The following is an 18,049-nucleotide window of genomic DNA, read 5'->3' on the forward strand; positions in this document are numbered from 1 at the left end:
ATGCACATATTAACCGGAGGCGCAAGCCGTGGCCCACCAGACCCTGTTCGCACAAGAAGCCCTCACCGCCGCTGGATGGGCGCGAAATGTTCGGCTGGAAATCGACCCCGCAGGCCGAATCGCCGGGGTGACCGCAGACGCCAAGCCCGAAGGGATCAAAGTCGGCGCCCTGCTCCCGGCCCCCGGCAATGCGCACTCTCATTCCTTCCAGCGGGCCATGGCCGGGCTCACCGAATATCGCTCACAAGCCCATGACGATTTCTGGACATGGCGCGCGCTCATGTATCATTTCGTCGAGCGCTTGACGCCCGACGACATCGAAGCGATCGCCGCACAGGTTCAAATGGAAATGCTTGAGGCGGGCTACGCCGCCATCGGCGAATTTCATTATCTCCATCACCAGCCGGACGGAACGCCCTATGACAATCCCGGCGAACTCGGCGAGCGCATGTTTGCGGCAGCGGCGCAAACAGGGATCGGCTACACGCATCTGCCGGTGCTTTATATGCGCGGCGGCATGGACGACCGGCCGCTTGCCGGCGGTCAGCGGCGTTTCGGCAATCGGCTTGAGCAATTCGAACAGCTTTTCGAGCTAGCGCGCTCCGGTCTCAAACAATTACCAGCCGATGCGCGGCTTGGCGTGGCGCCGCATTCCCTGCGCGCCGTCAATGAAAAAGCCTTATCCTTCACCGTCGGACTGGATCGGACTGCGCCTGTACACATCCACGCAGCGGAGCAAACCGGCGAAGTGGATGAAGCCCTCACCTATCTCGGCGCGCGGCCTGTTGAATGGTTGCTCAAGACCATGAACATCGATGCTGACTGGCGGCTGGTTCACGCCACGCAAATGACCGACACGGAAACCGCCGCTCTCGCCGCCTCGGGCGCCGGCGTTGTGGTCTGCCCCATAACCGAGGCCAATCTTGGCGATGGAATTTTCAACGCCCGAGAATATCTATCCGCTGGCGGCGCGCTGGCGCTCGGCTCCGATTCCAATATTCGCATTTCGCTCTCTGAGGAACTGCGCGCGCTGGAACATTCCCAACGGCTTCGGGACCGTCAGCGCGCGGTGCTCGCCACATCTGAAAAATCCTGCGGCCGGGCGATGCTGGAAACCGCAGCCGCTGGCGGCGCGTCAGCACTGGGCCGCGACGCAGGGCGGATCGAAACCGGGGCTCTCGCCGATCTCCTTGCGCTCGACAGCGCCGCGCCTGCACTCGCTGGGCTTTCCGGCGACCGAATGCTCGACACATGGATATTTGCGGGCGGCGATGATCTCGTCACCGATGTCTGGGCGGCGGGGCGCCATGTAGTGACGAGCGGCGCGCATATTAAACGCGACGCTATCACGACACGGTTTAATGCGGTTATGGCGCGCCTTCGGGGTGAGTTATGAGCGAGCGCAGTCATCACACCATCCGCGAAGCCATCCGCGACCGCATTTCCTCAGGCGAATGGGCGCCCGGCGCGCTGATGCCCGGCGAAGTGGATCTCGCCGGGGAATATCAATGCGCGCGCACCACCGTGAACCGGGCCCTGCAATCTCTCGCTGAAGACGGGCTTATCGAACGCAAACGCCGCGCCGGCACCCGCATCAAAGAACTGCCTGTCAAACGCGCGCGTTTCGAAATCCCGCTCATCCGGCAGGAAGTGGAAGCGACCGGCGCGCAATACCGCCCGCATCTGTTGCTGCGTGAAGTCATCGACGCGCCCAACGCCGTCACCGCGCGCCTACAAATGAAAACCGGCAACCGCGCGCTGCATCTTCAAACCGTGCACATGGCCGACGGCGCGCCCTACGCTTACGAAGATCGCTGGGTGAATCTCGAAGCCGCGTCCGGCATTCTCGATGCGCCGCTCGATAAGATCAGCGCCAATGAGTGGCTGTTGAAACACGCCCCCTATTCCAGCGGCGACGTAACCTTTTCGGCGACCCCGGCCGGGCCCGGAGAAGCCGCGGCGCTCGACATTGCCGAGGGCGAAGCGCTTTTCACCATCGATCGCACCACATGGCAGGATAATCTGCATGTCACGACGATGAAGCTGTATTATAGGCCGGGATATAAGTTGAAGGCGCAGGTTTAACACTATTGATTCTCAGGAACAAAAAAGGAACCACCCTTTCTTTATCCTGTAATTGTGGTTAGCGGCGGGCTTTCAAATATTGCAACAGCGAAGCGACGACACCCACTTTGTGTATTTCACAAGCACCTGGAATAGTGCATCATGGCGGCTGCAGGATGTTTCTAACACTTGTTCATATTGACCCAAGGAGCCGAAGTATGGCGTTCGACAAACGCATAGATGTCGGCCTTGAGACTCTCAGCGCTGGCGCGATCGACGTCCTGCGCCAAAAAATCGACATTCGGCTCGGTGAACTCTACCGCGAAAATGCAAAGGACACGCGCCTGATTTGCGCCATCCGGCATGCGCTTTTGTCACCGGGCAAGCGCTTCCGCCCCATCATCACGCTTCTCGCCTATGCCGAGAGCGGCGGCGATATTGAAGACGCCGTTGACGCCGCATGCGCCATCGAAATGGTGCACGCCGCTTCGCTGATCATGGACGATCTGCCGTCCATGGATGACGCCCGCCTGCGCCGGGGACGTCTCGCGACCCATGTTGTGTTCGGCGAAGGCACCGGGATGCTCGCTGCCGTTGCGTTGCTCAACGAAGCCTATCGCGTCATTTCGAACGGCCCCGCCGGCGACCCGGCCCAGAAAATTCGCGCCATCTGTCATTTGACCAACGCCGTCGGGCCCGACGGCCTCGCCGGGGGACAGGAACGCGACATCATGTGCGCCGGCGCCGAGACCGACGCCAATTCCCTCAAGGAAATTGAACAGCGCCATCTTGAAAAAACCGGCGCCCTCTTCGCTGCGGCCGCCGCCATCGGCGCTGAACTCGCCGGCGCGGACGAGGCCCGGGTTCAAAAGATGCATGATTATGGCGTCGCATTGGGTCTCGCCTATCAGGCGTTTGACGACGTTATCGATGTTGAAGGCACGATGGAAAACACCGGCAAAGACGTATCGCAGGATGAAGGAAAATCGACCGTCGTCAGCCTTCTTGGCCGCGAGGGCGCGCGCCGCTCCGCCGGTCGCTGGCTCGGCCGCGCCATCGAAGCCGCAAAAGACGCCAACAGCGAACGGCCCGCCCTTCTCGCCACGCTTGCCCAGAAAATCGGCAAGAAATTCGGCGTGATCGCCATTGACGAAAACACCGACGGCCTTAAACAGCGCCGGCCCGTTTCAAGCTAAGCGTCAGCAGCGCGTTTCGCCGCGTCGCAAAACCTCATGCGGCCTGTTATAGTTATGTCCATGTCGCCGCTTTCATTCATCGCTGTCATTATTGCTTTCATCCTGCTGATGGAAGGCGTCGCCTGGGTGACGCATCGTTATGTCATGCATGGATTTTTATGGTCGCTGCACAAATCCCATCACGAACCGCGCACCGGCGCGTTTGAAAAGAACGACTGGTTCGCCGTGATCTTTTCCGTTCCGTCGATTGCGCTGATTTATATCGGCGTGAATGGCTGGACGCCGGCTCTCGCCGCAGGGATCGGCATACTCGGCTATGGCCTGATCTATTTTTTCTTTCACGATATTCTGGTGCACCGGCGCATGGATTTCGGGCTGAGACCGAAAAAGGGATATCTGGCGCGCGTCGTTCAGGCGCATCGATTGCATCACGCCGTTGAATCAAAAGAAGGCTGCGTTTCTTTCGGCTTTATCTTCGCACCGAGCCCGCAACATTTGAAACAGATGATGAAACGAACCGAAGGCGCCCGCCTTCGCGCCGCAACAGTGAAAAGCAACCTGCCGCCGCTTGCATAAATTTCTATTGCATCGACTGGCGGCGCCAGAGAGCGCCTCTTGGCGGCGTTTTCAACGATTTCAAAAACAGCGAAGACGGGACGCCGGTCACAATACCCGACACGGCCAGCATCGCCTTTCGCGCCCCCGGAACGGCGACACGCGCGCGCCAGACATCAGGCCCGCCTTCGCGGATGCGCCGACCAATATCCCGGTAAATGTTGCGCGCCGCCGCCACCGCCGCCGCCGCACGCGGCGGCAACCGACGCACGCCGGCGCTCGCGGAAGCATAATAATCGTCAGCGCTGTCAAGCAGCGAAATGGCGACGCGCCAGACGCGCTCTTTATTGGTTTCATCAAGCAAAGAAGCGGGATCGGCGGCGACGCCTTCGGCGCCGAGCAATGCGGCGGGAACATAAATACGTCCCGCCCGCGCATCATCATAAATATCGCGGCAGATATTGGTCAGTTGAAAAGCAAGACCGAGATCGCAAGCGCGGTCGAGCGTTTCTTCATCATCACGATCAACGCCCATGAGAATCGCCATCATGATCCCCACCACCCCAGCGACGCCGTAACAATAGCGCATCGTATCGTCGAGAGTTTCGTAGCACGCCTCCTCTGCGTCTAGCGCAAACCCCGCCAGAAGGTCGAACGGATATTGCTTTGGCAGGTGATGGCGTGCCGCAACTTCCGCAAAGGCGTCAAAGGCTGGTTCGCCAACAGGCTCGCCGTTGAGACTGCGCCTTGTATTCTCGCGAAGCCGGTCCAGGCGGCGCTGGCGCTCCGCGGCGGTCATCTCCGCATCGGGGGCGTCTTCTCCCATGGACTGGCCGTCAATCACATCATCGCAATGACGGCACCAAGCATAGAGCATCTGCGCATCCGCCTGCATCTCCCGGCCGAATAATAAAGAGGCGAGCGCAAAGCTCTTCGAGCCCTGCTTGATAGTTTTCTTGCCATAAGCGGACAGCGCATCGCGCGAGGCTGCGTTTTGTGTTGCGGAGACGCTCAACTATTCCGCCGCTTTTGCCGGCGCGGCGGCGCCAAGATCTTCAAGCATCAAACCGGCGGTCGCCTTCGCCGAGCCGACAACGCCCGGAATGCCGGCGCCCGGATGCGTCCCGGCCCCGACGAAATAAAGATTGGGAATCTGGTCGTCGCGATTGTGCACCCGGAAAAACGCCGACTGGGTCAGGATCGGTTCAATGGAAAACGCCGACCCTAAATGAGCGTTCAGCTCTGTTTCAAAATCCGCCGGCGTGAAAATGCGCGACGTGACGAGGTCTTCCTTCAGACCCGGGATGTAACGCTCCTCCAGATAGGTGAAGATGCGGTCACGATATTTCGGTCCTTCGACAGACCAGTCGATTTTCGCCTTGCCGAGATTTGGCACAGGCGAGAGCACATAAAATCCGTCGCATCCTGGCGGCGCAAGCGCCGGGTCCGTCGCAGTCGGTCGGTGCAGATAGAGCGAGAAATCCTCCGGCAGCTCAGGCCCGGAGAAAATTTCGGAGATCAGTTCACGATAGCGCGGGCCGAAGATGATCGAGTGATGGGCGATATTCGGGTGCTTTTTCTTCAACCCGAAATAGGCGACAAAAAGCGAGTTCGAAAACCGCTTTCCCTTCAATTGCCGCCCCTTGCGCGCGGCTGACGGCGTCTTGCCCAGCAGCTTTTCATAAGTGTGGACGATGTCGGCATTGGATGCGACCGCATCGACCGAAAACCGTTCGCCATTTTCTAGGATAACGTCGCGCGCCTTGTCGTCTTCGACCGTCACTTCTTTTACGGGCGCATTCATATGAATCTCGCCGCCGAGATCGGTGAAGAGACGGCCCATGCCTGCGATCAGCGCGCCGGTACCGCCGCGTGGAAACCATACGCCCCATTTGCGTTCAAGCGCATGGATCAGCGCATAGATAGCCGACGTCTTGAACGGATCGCCACCGACCAGAAGCGTGTGAAAAGAAAACGCCTGGCGCAACTGCGGATCTTTCACGAAATCGCCGAGCCGGTCATAGACACTGCGATAACTCTGCAGGCCGATCAGTTGCGGCGCGACGCGGATCATCGACCAGAAATTCAAAAACGGCACGGCGCCAAGTTTCAGATAGCCTTCCCGGAACAGCTCCAGGGAATATTCATGAAACCGCTGATAGCCTTCGGCGTCGGGCGGGTTCTTGGCGCGAATCTGCTCCAGCAGCCCCGCCTCGTCGCTGCAATAATCGAACGTATATCCGTCTTCCCAAAGAAGCCGGTAAAACGGGTCCACATTCAGGAGTTCGACATAGTCGGACAGCTTGGCGCCGCTGAGGGTAAACAGCTCCTCCAGCGCGGACGGGTCCGTGACAACCGTCGGTCCCGCATCGAAGGTGAAACCATCCTGTTGATAAACATAGGCGCGCCCGCCCAACCGGTCGCGTTTTTCAAACAGCCGGGTTTGAACGCCCGCCGACTGCAAACGAATAGCGAGCGCAAGCCCGCCAAAACCCGAACCGATCACTGCTGCTGTGGACATGTCCCGCCTTGTTTCTACGCCTTCATGGCGCTTTTCAGATACTGCCCTTCACTCAGACAGCCAAGGGCCCGCCCCACCGGCACTGGCGGTTTTCCGGCGAGAATGCGCGCCTGATCACCCAGATGTGTAGCGCCTGCATAAAATCGTTCGATCAGCGGCTGCGGCAATCTGTAAAACCGTTGCAACACCTTATAGCGCTGAGCAGGCGCCGCCGCCGTGAACAGCATACGGCATAACAGGCGATAAAAGCTACGCTGTTTCCAGATTGAGGCGGCGTGGCCGCGCGTAAAGCGCGCGAGCGAAGCGCCGGAGAGGTCCTGTTGCGAAGCGATCAGCTCCGCCAGCGCCGCCGCATCGGGCAGAGAATAGCCGGTCAACGGGTGAAACAGCGCCGCGCGCATGCCGGCCTGCGCAACGCCCTTCTCCGTTTCACCAAGAAAAGCGTCGATGTCGCCAGCGAGCGCGATCGGCAACACGCCCTCCTCCTCCCGAAGGATCTTCGCAATTTTCCAGCCGCGCGAGCCGCAATAGTCTTCAATGCCGCGCCGTAACGCGCCACGATCAAGCGCATCGCCATCAGCGTAGCGGGTGTCTTCAACAAGAGCGGTGTTCGCTGTGAAGGGGAGAATATATAGAAACCGGTAGCCGTCCTCCTGAGGAACTGTAGCGTCCATGATGACCGGCGCTTCAATCCCGTGCGGACCTGAGAATTCAATTTCCTGACCGACAAATTTCTGAAAGCCGAGCGCCAGATGTTTGCTCTGCTTTGCCCCGCGGGCGTCGATCACCGCCTTCGCCTCAATCGCATCGCCATTGCCGAGCGTAATACGATCCGCCGCGATCGTTTCAACCGGCGCATTCAAGATCAGCCTGTCGCCGAGCATCGGCGCCACAACCTCATGCAGCCGCGACGAGGTGATGGAGCAATAAGACGTTTCAAGCACACGTTCATATTCGGGAAAGCGCACCGACTGGCGCGGCCAGCAATGGACGATAAAGGCCGATAGCCATTGATAGGTTTGCGCGCGCACATCCGCGCCATGAAACGACCAGGTATGGTTGCCGCCAAGGGATGGCCCCTGCTCCACAAGGACGACGGACACATCCGGGCGCGTCAGGCGCAGGCGATAGGCGATGAGCGCGCCCGAAAGTCCGCCCCCCGCAATCGCGATGTCTGCCTTGCCGGATATACTCACGCCGCCTCCATTGCCAGAGTTGGAGGTTATAGGCGATAGTCCGGGGGATTAAAATTGACCTTCGCTGCTAATAACAAGGCCCTTCATTCGTGACCTTTCCCGCCCTCGCTGTTACCTATCTTGAGCTGACGGCGATCATCTGGGCGCGCTATATCATCATCGCAGGTCTTTTTTATTTTCTGCTCTGGGGTCGGCCCGAAGACAAGGTCGGCGCGCGCCGCCTCGCCGACCGCCGGCCAGAAGCTAAAACGGTGCGGCATGAAATCACAATGTCGCTCGCCTCATCTGCTATCTATGCGGCGCCCGGCGCGATTGTGTTTGAGATGTTTCGTCATGGCGGCACGGCGATCTACGCCGGGCCCATTAACGGCGTTATGGGCTGGCTCTATCTTCCGGTCAGCGTCTTCATCTATCTGATGATTCATGACACCTATTTTTACTGGACCCATCGCCTGATGCATCATCCGAAACTCTTTCGTGCGACGCATCTCGCCCATCACCGCTCCCGTCAGCCAACGCCATGGGCGGCGTTTTCCTTTCACCCGTGGGAGGCGATCATCTCCGCCTGGATATTGCCCGCGGCGGCGCTGTTCATCCCGATCCATGTGGGTGCGGTTTTATTTGTGCTTGTTTTTATGACCTATTGCAGCGTTGCAAATCATGCCGGATGGGAGATTGTTCCAGAACGCTGGGTGAAAGGATTGTTTGGCGCGCATTTTATTTCCGCGAGCCACCACAATGTTCACCACACAAATTACAATGCCAATTACGGTCTCTATTTCCGCTTTTGGGATTTGCTGATGAAAACCGATGAAGGCGTCGCAGAGCCTATCCGCGCAAAGTGATTGTCATCTGCATTGGCTTGTCAAAGTGAAATTTCGCGTAATCGAATGATTTCGGCATCATCCGGTCGGTTTTTTCACCGGAAAATCCATAAGGCTCTTTCGGCGGGCCATAGAACCTGCGGTTCAGCTTATTATCGCCGTCTTCGTCGTGAAACACCCTGATCGCATAATCGCCGGGAGGCAGGTCATCCACATGCAGCGCAACCTCGCCGTCCGGCGTACGCGGCAGGGTAAAGGTGCGAAATGGTTCAGCGCCATCGACAAACCAGCTTCCTTCGGTCTCGATGCTAATGCGTACCGGCCCTTCCCCCTCGCCCAGATGCGCGATCAGGAGGTCAAGAACGAGCGGCGTGTCAGAGATTGTTTCGGACGAAGCTTCCGTCTCGCCTTCATTGATTGATGCAATTGAAATTTCCTCTTCAGCCAAGGCAACAGCCCCTGAGAGCAAAACACCGGCGAGCCCCCAACCCAGGACGCTTTTTCTCATTCTTCTCTCCCTCGCCTCCCACAGCGCGACGGCATCATTGCAGAGACCGCCGCTCAGGCAAAGCGTTCAGGGGAGATTAGATCGTCGTGAATTATGACGCTTTGGAAAGCAATTCCCGATTCGGGTTGTAGTTCAGGACCGGGCCGAGCCAGCGCTCAGCTGTTAGCAAGTCCCAGCCCTTGCGGCGGGCGTAATCCTCAACCTGATCCTGCTCGATTTTGCCCAAGGCGAAATAGTGGGAATCAGGATGCGCAAAATAGAGTCCTGAAACACTCGCCGGCGGGGTCATGGCGTAGCTCGACGTCAGGCTCACGCCCGCCCGCTCCGGAGCATCCAGCAAATCAAACAGCGTCGTCTTTTCCGTGTGATCGGGCTGAGACGGATATCCCGGCGCCGGGCGAATGCCGGCGTATTTTTCCGCGATCAAATCCTTTGCAGATAGGTTTTCCTCCGGCGCATATCCCCAGAACTCCCGGCGCACGCGCGCATGGAGATATTCCGCAAAGCCTTCCGCGAATCGGTCGGCCAGCGCCTTCACCATGATTGAGGAATAATCGTCATGGGCCGCCTTGAACGCTTCGGCGCGCTCCACCTCACCATGACCGGCCGTCACGCAAAAGCCGCCGATCCAATCGGCGCCTTCGGTTTTGGGTTTCAGAAAATCGGAAAGCGCGACATTGGCGCCCTCTTTCTTTTTAATCTGCTGACGCAAGGTGAAGAACCGCGCAAGTTCGGAGTCGCGATTCTCGCCCGCCCAGAGCGCAATGTCGTCACCTTCCGCATTGGCTGGCCAGAATCCGACCGCAGCTTTCAAGGTCAGCCATTTTTCCGTCACCAACTGGTCGAGCATCTTCTGCCCGTCCGCCCAAAGCTCACGAGCCGCCTCGCCGCGCTTGGTGTCTTCCAGAATTTGCGGATAGCGGCCCGGCATATCCCAGCTCATGAAAAACGGCGTCCAGTCGATAAACGGCACGACGTCTTCCAGCGAAACGCCATCAACCGCTTGCGCGCCGATGAAGGAAGGTTTGGCAGGCTCTTGGGCTTTCCAGTCCGGCTGGAAGCGCGCCGCACGGGCTTTTTCCAGCGTCAGGCGTTCTTTCGGACCGCCGCCTTCGCGCGACGCGCGCATCTGCGCATATTTTGTCTTTGTCTCTTCCCAGAGTTTCGGGCGCGCCTCATCCGACAACAGATTGGAGACAACGCCCACCGCCCGGCTGGCGTCAGCCACATGGATGGTTGGCGCGGCGTCGTAACCGGGTTCAATCTTCACCGCCGTATGCGCCGGCGATGTCGTGGCGCCGCCGATCAGCAAGGGTTTTTTCATGCCGCGCCGTTGCATTTCAGCGGCGACAAACACCATCTCGTCCAGTGATGGCGTGATCAAACCCGATAAGCCGATAATGTCGGCGTTTTCTTTCTCCGCCGTGTCGAGAATGGTTTCACACGGGACCATGACGCCGAGATCTATAACTTCATAGCCGTTGCACTGAAGCACAACGCCGACAATGTTCTTGCCGATGTCATGGACGTCGCCTTTGACCGTCGCCATGATAACCTTGCCGTTGGATTTACCAGCAAGGCCCGCTTTTTCCTTTTCATCTTCCATATAGGGAAGCAGATGCGCCACCGCCTGTTTCATGACGCGGGCGGATTTGACCACCTGCGGCAGGAACATCCTGCCGTCGCCGAAGAGATCGCCGACGACATTCATGCCGTCCATCAACGGGCCTTCGATCACATGGAGCGGCCGCTCGGCGGCGAGCCGCGCTTCCTCTGTGTCTGCATCGATATATTCAGTAACGCCATGCACCAGCGCATGAACAAGACGTTCGCGCACGGGCTTTTCGCGCCAAGCGAGGTCTTTTTCCTGCACCTGCCCTTTCTGGCCGCGAAAACGTTCAGCGATTTCCAAAAGGCGTTCGGTCGCGTCCTCGCGGCGATTGAGGATTACATCTTCAACGCGCTCGCGCAAATCCGGCTCAATGTCGTCATAGATGTCGAGCTGACCGGCATTGACGATGGCCATATTCAATCCGTCCTTGATCGCATGATATAGAAAGACCGAATGCATGGCGCGCCGGACCGGCTCATTGCCACGGAAAGAAAACGATACATTGGAAAGACCGCCAGAGACATGCACGCCAGGCATCGCCTTGCGGATGCGCCCAGCGGCGTCAATGAACGCGCGGGCGTAATCATTGTGTTCTTCAATGCCGGTGGCGACCGCGAAAATATTCGGATCGAAGATAATGTCCTCGGGCGGAAAACCGACTTTCTTGGTCAGAAGATCATAAGCACGTTGGCAGATACGCAGTTTATCGTCGGCCGTCTCGGCCTGGCCTTTCTCGTCAAACGCCATCACCACTGTCGCGGCGCCATAAGACAGGATTTCGCGCGCCTGTTTCAGGAACGGCTCTTCACCCTCTTTGAGGGAAATCGAATTGACGATTGCCTTGCCCTGCACGCATTTAAGGCCCGCCTCAATCACCTCCCATTTCGATGAGTCGATCATCACCGGCACACGGGCGATGTCAGGCTCTGCGGCGATCAGGTTCAAAAAGGTCCGCATGGCGAGCGCGCCGTCAAGCATACCCTCATCCATATTGACGTCGATGATCTGCGCGCCGTTCTCAACCTGCTGGCGCGCAACTTCCACCGCATCGGCGTAGCGCCCTTCTGTGATCATCTTGCGGAAGACGGCGGAGCCGGTGACGTTGGTGCGTTCGCCGATATTGATGAAAGTGGCTGTTTGTTCAGACATGGGTCAGGCGACCTCAAAAGGTTCAAGGCCCGACAGGCGCATGGCGCGCGGGCGTTGGGAAATTTCACGCGGGGCCGCGCCCTGCGCAGCATTGGCGATGGCGGCGATGTGTTCAGGGGTCGCGCCGCAACAGCCGCCAAGAATATTGACGAGGCCGCTTTGCGCCCATTCGCCAAGCATGGCCGACGTCGCCTCCGGCGTTTCTTCATATTCACCGAAGGCGTTAGGCAGGCCGGCATTGGGGTATGCGGCCACAAGCGTGTCCGTAATCCGCGCCAGTGTTGCGATATGCGGCCTCATCAAATCGGCGCCGAGGGCGCAGTTCAAACCCACCGCAAAAGGCTTTGCGTGGCGCACCGAATTCCAGAACGCCTCCACCGTCTGACCGGAAAGCGTTCGCCCGGATCTGTCGGTGATGGTGCCGGAAATCCAGATCGGCAAGGCCTCCATCCCTTCGGCTTCGAAATCCATGATCGCCTTCAAAGCCGCCTTGCAGTTCAAGGTGTCGGTGATGGTCTCGATCAGATACATATCGACGCCGCCTTCGTTCAGCGCTTCGATCTGCATCCGGTAGGCGTCGTAAACGTCTTCAAAGGTGACGGCGCGCGCGCCCGGATCGTTCACATCGGGCGACATGGAAAGCATCTTGTTCAAGGGCCCGATGGAGCCCGCTACGAAGCGCGGCTTGTCCGGTTCTTTGGCGGTCCAGGCGTCAGCGGACGCGCGGGCGAGACGCGCGCCCTCGCGATTGATGTCGATAACTTCCTGCGCGCCAAGGTCATAATCGGCCTGCGCGATCACCGTCGATGAAAAGGTGTTGGTCTCGGAAATGTCGGCGCCGGCGGCGTAAAATGTGTCATGCAAGTCTATGACGACTTCAGGACGGGTAAGACAAAGAACGTCATTGTTGCCCTTCATGTGGCCCTGATAATCGGCGAAGCGATCGCCGCGAAAGTCCGCTTCTTCTAAACCCTTGCGCTGGATCATCGCGCCCCAACCGCCATCAAGAATGAGGATGCGGTTTTTCGCCGCCTGCTTCAGGGCGGCTATTCTTTTCTGGCGGTCGCTCATGCGGCTCTCCTGTCTTTGCCGACGCCAAGGTTGCGGCAAACCTCAATAGCGAGCGGCGCACGGTTCATGACGTAGAAATGAAACGCCTCGACGCCCTCGCTAGCGAGCCGCGCGCAGATCGATGTTGCGATCTCCACTGTTGCGCGATCGCGCGCTTCGGCATTGTCGCCGCAAGCTTCATAGGCCTGCATGACTTTAAGCGGTGTGAACGCGCCGCAAAGGCGGGCGATTTTCTGCAATCCGTTAAAATTCGATTGCAGCATGATGCCTGGCGTAATGGGTTTACTAATGCCGAAATCCGCCGCCGCATCGCGATAGCGTAAAAAGACGTCCGGCTCAAAAAAGAATTGCGTCAACGCGCGATCGGCGCCGGCGTCGAATTTGCGTTTCAGATTTTCAAGCTCGTCCAGAAGTCCGCGCGCTTCCGGGTGGGTTTCAGGGTAGCAACCCACGGAAATATCGAAATCGGCGACCCGCTTCGCCCCGGCGACAAGATCGGCCGCATAAGCGTAACCATTTTCGTGGGGCTCATAACGCGCGCCAATCCCCTCAACCGGGTCGCCGCGCAACGCCACAATGCGGTGAACGCCGGAAGACCAGTACTCCTTGAGGACCTGGTCGATTTCAGCCCGGGAGGCGCAAACGCAGGTAATGTGCCCCGCTGTCGGAGCCTCCCCCGCGAGCGCGGCGGCAACGCCCAGCGTTCGCTCCCGGGAGGAGCCGCCCGCCCCATAGGTCACGGAAATAAAGCCGGGCTCAAGCGCGGCCAGTTCTCTCGCCACATCGAGGATTTTTGGTGCCCCTTCAGGCCGCTTGGGCGGGAATAATTCGAAAGAAATCTCTGGCTGATTCATGTGCGGCGGCCCAATTTATTGTTTTTACGACTATTTTTATCCTATTAGTATATATACCACATATACCATCAGGATATAAACATATCCTTATATGATTGGAAAGCGCATTTTTCTGCGCTGCACATAAATTTTCCTGAACGACAGAAAAAGCGCCTGCGAGGCGAGCCTGGGCCGAGGGTGGTTTTATGGGGGAATGCTGGTGCGATGAGCTAGCGGCAGACTGCGCCGGAAGATCCATTAAGGCATCGCCAAGAGCACGCATTTCCTGGACATGTTGGCCCCAGGGTAGGTCGGTCCCGGGTGATCAGGGGATCGCCCAGCTTATCAATGACGATTACGGCCTTGCACGCAAAGTCACCCCCAAAGCGCAGCTTCAGGCTGCCCGACCATATTGCCATCGTAGCGTATGGCGTTTTCCATATCCGTTTCCGCCAGAAGCGGGCCGTCAAGATCAACAAATTCGCAGAATTGTCCGATAATGAACGCCGGCGCCATTGAGAGCGATGAACCGGCCATACAACCGACCATGAGGCGCAGGTTCATCGTCTTCGCCTCTCGCACAAGGCGCAACCCTTCGGTGAGACCGCCCGCCTTGTCGAGCTTGATGTTGACCACCTGATAGCGGTCGCGAATGTCGCCGAGCGACGCCGCAGTCTGGCATGATTCATCGGCGCACAGCGGAACCGGGCTTTCAAAATCAGCGAGAGCGCCGTCGCCACCAGCAGGCAAGGGCTGCTCGATCAATTCAACGCCTAGCTCGTAGAACCGCGGCGCCCATTCGCAAAGCTGTTCAAATGTCCATGATTGATTGGCGTCGACGACAATGACCGCATCATGGCGCGCCGCGCGCACCGCTGCGACCCGGTCGAGATCGGCGCCGCCATCGAGTTTCAACTTGAAGACATCATACGTCGCTTCCTTTGCGCGCGCCGCCATCACCTGCGGATCATCGACGCTGAGGGTGAAAACAGTCTTCAGAGGCTTCACCGCATTGACGCCTGCGAGCGACCACGCCCGTCGGCCAGTCCTCTTGGCTTCAAGGTCCCAGAAGGCGCAGTCGACGGCATTACGCGCCCCGCCCGCCGGCATGAGCGACTGCAACTCAGCGCGCCCGGCGCCGTTGCGAATGTCACCAGCGATTGCGGAAAGCTGTTCCACCATCGTGTCCGCCGTTTCTCCGCGATAGAAAACCGGAATCCCCTCGCCGCGGCCTGTGGCTCCCGCATCGTTCAGCGAAACCTGGACGGTTTCGATGACTGACTGGCTATAATTGGCGATCTTCAGGGGCGTTTTCAGCGCCCAGTCCACACGCTTGACGTCGATGCGCATCCCTGTCTCCGATTATTTTTTTCTTTTTTTGTGCGGCGCTGGAACCGGCGACGTTTTCAATTCACGCTTGACGATGACACCGTGGGGGTCACCAGTCGCTTCGCCGTCCCGGATCGCGAATGCGCCGTTGACCAGCACATGCTCAACGCCGACCGGCATCAGCATCGGCTCCGCCCACGTCGATCGGTCAGCGATGGCGTCGGCGTCGAAGACGCACAGATCCGCATAAGCCCCCTCTTCGATGCGTCCGCGCTCTTTCAATCCCGTAAAATCCGCAGGCGCTGAGGTCATCTTGCGGACCGCCTCGCCGAGAGACAGCACACCATCCTCGCGAACATATTTTCCGAAAATACGTGGGAACGTTCCAAATGCGCGCGGATGGACGACGCTCGCCTCGTCGAATTTCGGATAGGCGTCGCTCGCCACCATCGCCCAGGGCTGTTTCAGCAGATCGACCATGTCTTCTTCATAGAAGCCGCCGACACTGATAATCACATCGCCCTGCGCCTCCATCAGCAGTTCAGCCACAGCTTCGAAGCCGTCGATATTCTCGTCCGCCGCAACTTCGGAAATAAAGCGCATCTCATATTGCTCGCAGCCCGGACAATCGAGAATATAGAGCGATGATGCCCCAGACGCCTTGTAATGGCTGAAACCGTCGGCCCCGCCGGTCACTGTTTCGTGGCGCAGGCGCGCGCGCTCTTCAGGGTTGCGCAACAGCGCACGCACGTCGGCGAGGCTTGAAACGGAAACGCCTTCAGGAAAGGATAAAACATCCCACAGCTTCACCGTCGCCACCGCGGGATAAGGATATTGATCGGCCGTGACCCTGACGCCGTCGCGATTGGCGTCCTCGACCTGCTCAATCACCGCTTTCATCAAACCGCGATGGTGTTTGCCTGGCGTCGTTAAATGGGTGAGATTGACGGGCACCCCCGCCTGGCGGCCGATCTCGATCGCTTCCCAGTTCGACTGCAACAGCGCGCTATGCGGATCGCGCACATGGCTGCTGTATACGCCGCCATAAGGCGCCGCCATTTTCGCCAATGCGATCACCTCATCGGTTTCACTGAAAACACCCGGCGAATACATCAACCCGGTGGCGAGCCCGACCGCACCCATTTTCATGCCTTCATCGGCAAGCGCAGCCATCTGCGTCAGTTCATCCTTCAAAGGCGCGCGATTCTGGCGATCGCCCATTACATTCTCACGAATGCCGTTATGGCCGACGAAAAAGGCTACATTCACACCTGAACCGATTTTGTCGACGGTCGTAAAAATGCCGCGCAATCGTTCTGGATCGTAAGATCCGTCCGGGCCTATCACGATGGTCGTTACGCATTGTCGCAATGTTTTTTCGCTGAGATTGGCGCCTTCGACAGAGCCGAACGCATATTCGGAATGATTATGCAGATCGATGGCGCCAGGCGAGACCATCAGCCCGCTGATATCCAGCGTTTGCAGCGCATCCATTTTCAGGTTTTTGCCGACGGCGACGATACGCTCGCCCTTGATGGCGAGGTCAGCGCGGCGCGGAGACTTTCCGGTTCCGTCGATAATGGCGCCGCCGACGAGCAGAATGTCCGCGTTCTCCGCTTGCGCCGGCGCCGCCATGAGCAGCGACGCGGCCACGCCGAAAGCTGCATAAATCTTCAATCCCATTAGTCGCCCTTTCCTGTCGCCTCGCCTACCGGCGCAGGCCGAAGCAATATTGTTTGCATTACCATCTTTTTTGTCAAAATCAACCGAGCGGCTGATGCGCGCCCGAAAAGACAGTGAAACGAGAAGCGGAATCTGTTAATTTGTTTGCATTACCATCTATTAGACAGTACCATCCCGGCCGGCGCATCGCATCCACGAGGAAATCAATGAAAAGCCAGACTTCAACGCAGACTTTCCGCAACAATCCCAGGAACGCGCGCTTTATATCAGCGCTGGTTCTGTCAACCGCATGTCTCTTTCCGGTAGAAAGCATGGCCGCAGGCGCAAAAAACACAAACCCTTCTGTTTCCGCCGCCTGCAGCGGCTCGCTAGAAGCGTCGCAATCCATCCCTTCAGCCCTGTTCGAAGGCCCCTGCGCGCGCACCGATGAAGAGCTCGACAACGCGTTCAAGGCGCTAGCTGCGGACAATCTTTTTTCAGGCGCGGTTCTGATCGCAAAGGACGGCCGCCCATTGTTTCAGGGCGCTTACGGCGCGGCGAGCCGCGAATATTCCATACCCAACACAGTCGACACCCAGTTCAATCTTGCTTCCGCCGGCAAGATGTTCACCGCCGTCTCCATCGCGCAACTCGTCGAACAGGGCCGGCTCTCCTATGACGATACGATCGACAAGTTTCTCGATGAAACATGGCTCGATCCCGAAATCGCGAAAAAAATCACCGTCTCAAACCTCTTAAGCCACACGGGCGGGCTGTCGGGCTATTTCAACGAACGCTATATCGAATCCTCTCGCCTGTTGTTCCGGGAAGTGAAAGACTTCAAACCACTGGTGGTTGACAGCGCGCTTTCCTTTGAACCGGGCAGCCAGTGGTCCTACAGCAATACAGGCTTCCTGTTGCTAGGCGCGATCATTGAGTCGGTCACGGGCCAGGATTATCCGGACTATATCAAGGAGCACATTTTCATTCCTGCCGGAATGACGCGCACGGCGCCGCTTGATCTCGATCATATCAATCACGGCTATGCGCAAGGCTATGCGCGCAAGCCTGATCGCGAGTTGCCGAACGGCAATCCGCCGAAGAACCCCGACTACAGAACTATGGTGACAGTGATGGCCGAGCGCACACGCCTCGCCAACAGCTATAATCCTATTTTCACCAACAATATCCTAGACCATGTGGTGCGGGGCGGACCCGGCGGCGGCTCCTTTTCCACCGTGCTCGACATGCTGAGCTTTCTTGAAGCGCTCAAACGCGGCGATCATGTCAGCAAGGAAACAGTCGCGCTTCTCACCAGCCCGAAGCCGATGTCGCCGGAATATGGTTATGGCATGCAGCTCGTCGACGGAGCGTACGGCCATAGCGGCGGCTTTCTGGGCATCAGCACGATGACCCTGTCCTATCCCGACGGTTATGAGATGATCGTCTTTTCCAACATCGACTGGGGCAGCCAGGTCGCTATCGACAAAATGCTGGAGCTTGCCGGATATAAACCGCCCAAACGCTAG

The 18,049-nt window shown here is 58.3% G+C and carries 15 protein-coding genes; 6 read left to right on the forward strand and 9 right to left on the reverse strand.

The window, feature by feature from the left end:
• Window positions 1–28: 28 nt before the first annotated feature.
• The 4 genes from ACFOOP_RS18005 to ACFOOP_RS18020 all read left to right on the forward strand — a co-directional run bounded on the left by ACFOOP_RS18005 (window position 29) and on the right by ACFOOP_RS18020 (window position 3,836).
• A complete protein-coding gene (locus tag ACFOOP_RS18005) occupies window positions 29–1,396 on the forward strand; it encodes a formimidoylglutamate deiminase (protein WP_379882545.1) in 1,368 nt (455 codons plus the stop codon).
• The gene (gene hutC, locus ACFOOP_RS18010) at window positions 1,393–2,085 is read left to right on the forward strand and encodes a histidine utilization transcriptional repressor HutC (protein ID WP_379882546.1); all 693 of its coding nucleotides are present in this window, start codon (window positions 1,393–1,395) and stop codon (window positions 2,083–2,085) included. Before ACFOOP_RS18005 ends, hutC begins: the two co-directional genes overlap by 4 nt.
• A 197-nt stretch (window positions 2,086–2,282) precedes the next feature.
• Window positions 2,283–3,260: a polyprenyl synthetase family protein gene (locus tag ACFOOP_RS18015; RefSeq protein ID WP_379882547.1), complete on the forward strand. Its 978-nt coding sequence runs from the start codon at window positions 2,283–2,285 to the stop codon at window positions 3,258–3,260.
• Between the two features lie 60 nt (window positions 3,261–3,320).
• On the forward strand, window positions 3,321–3,836 hold the full coding sequence (locus ACFOOP_RS18020; protein WP_379882548.1) for a sterol desaturase family protein: 516 nt from the start codon (window positions 3,321–3,323) through the stop codon (window positions 3,834–3,836).
• A gap of 4 nt (window positions 3,837–3,840) precedes the next feature.
• Here ACFOOP_RS18020 and ACFOOP_RS18025 read toward each other — a convergent pair whose 3' ends face one another.
• The 3 genes from ACFOOP_RS18025 to crtY are packed head-to-tail and all read right to left on the reverse strand — an operon-like array spanning window position 3,841 to window position 7,532.
• The gene (locus ACFOOP_RS18025; protein ID WP_379882549.1) at window positions 3,841–4,830 is read right to left on the reverse strand and encodes a phytoene/squalene synthase family protein; all 990 of its coding nucleotides are present in this window, start codon (window positions 4,828–4,830) and stop codon (window positions 3,841–3,843) included.
• Window positions 4,831–6,336: a phytoene desaturase gene (locus tag ACFOOP_RS18030; RefSeq protein WP_379882550.1), complete on the reverse strand. Its 1,506-nt coding sequence runs from the start codon at window positions 6,334–6,336 to the stop codon at window positions 4,831–4,833.
• A gap of 14 nt (window positions 6,337–6,350) precedes the next feature.
• The gene (gene crtY, locus ACFOOP_RS18035) at window positions 6,351–7,532 is read right to left on the reverse strand and encodes a lycopene beta-cyclase CrtY (protein WP_379882551.1); all 1,182 of its coding nucleotides are present in this window, start codon (window positions 7,530–7,532) and stop codon (window positions 6,351–6,353) included.
• Window positions 7,533–7,621: 89 nt separating this feature from the next.
• On the opposite strand from crtY, the gene ACFOOP_RS18040 reads away from it, so the two are divergent.
• Window positions 7,622–8,377, forward strand: a complete 756-nt coding sequence (locus ACFOOP_RS18040; protein WP_379882552.1) for a sterol desaturase family protein — start codon at window positions 7,622–7,624, stop codon at window positions 8,375–8,377.
• Here ACFOOP_RS18040 and ACFOOP_RS18045 read toward each other — a convergent pair.
• From ACFOOP_RS18045 to ACFOOP_RS18070, 6 genes are all read right to left on the reverse strand, one after another.
• On the reverse strand, window positions 8,361–8,864 hold the full coding sequence (locus ACFOOP_RS18045) for a DUF2141 domain-containing protein (RefSeq protein WP_379882553.1): 504 nt from the start codon (window positions 8,862–8,864) through the stop codon (window positions 8,361–8,363). The two genes, ACFOOP_RS18040 and ACFOOP_RS18045, sit on opposite strands and share 17 nt — an antisense overlap.
• A 91-nt stretch (window positions 8,865–8,955) precedes the next feature.
• Complete coding sequence (gene metH, locus ACFOOP_RS18050) at window positions 8,956–11,625, reverse strand: methionine synthase (RefSeq protein WP_379882554.1); 2,670 nt, start codon at window positions 11,623–11,625, stop codon at window positions 8,956–8,958.
• Between the two features lie 3 nt (window positions 11,626–11,628).
• The gene (locus tag ACFOOP_RS18055) at window positions 11,629–12,696 is read right to left on the reverse strand and encodes a homocysteine S-methyltransferase family protein (RefSeq protein ID WP_379882555.1); all 1,068 of its coding nucleotides are present in this window, start codon (window positions 12,694–12,696) and stop codon (window positions 11,629–11,631) included.
• A complete protein-coding gene (locus ACFOOP_RS18060) occupies window positions 12,693–13,550 on the reverse strand; it encodes a methylenetetrahydrofolate reductase (protein WP_379882556.1) in 858 nt (285 codons plus the stop codon). The genes ACFOOP_RS18055 and ACFOOP_RS18060 overlap by 4 nt, the downstream gene beginning before the upstream one ends.
• A 354-nt stretch (window positions 13,551–13,904) precedes the next feature.
• A complete protein-coding gene (gene dgcA, locus ACFOOP_RS18065) occupies window positions 13,905–14,879 on the reverse strand; it encodes an N-acetyl-D-Glu racemase DgcA (RefSeq protein WP_379882557.1) in 975 nt (324 codons plus the stop codon).
• Between the two features lie 12 nt (window positions 14,880–14,891).
• Window positions 14,892–16,541: an N-acyl-D-amino-acid deacylase family protein gene (locus ACFOOP_RS18070; protein ID WP_379882558.1), complete on the reverse strand. Its 1,650-nt coding sequence runs from the start codon at window positions 16,539–16,541 to the stop codon at window positions 14,892–14,894.
• A gap of 311 nt (window positions 16,542–16,852) precedes the next feature.
• Between ACFOOP_RS18070 and ACFOOP_RS18075 the strand changes: the two genes are divergently transcribed.
• On the forward strand, window positions 16,853–18,049 hold the full coding sequence (locus ACFOOP_RS18075; protein WP_379882559.1) for a serine hydrolase domain-containing protein: 1,197 nt from the start codon (window positions 16,853–16,855) through the stop codon (window positions 18,047–18,049).

It is taken from the genome of Hyphococcus aureus, from assembly GCF_042643165.1.
In the GTDB taxonomy this organism is placed as follows: domain Bacteria; phylum Pseudomonadota; class Alphaproteobacteria; order Caulobacterales; family Parvularculaceae; genus Hyphococcus; species Hyphococcus aureus.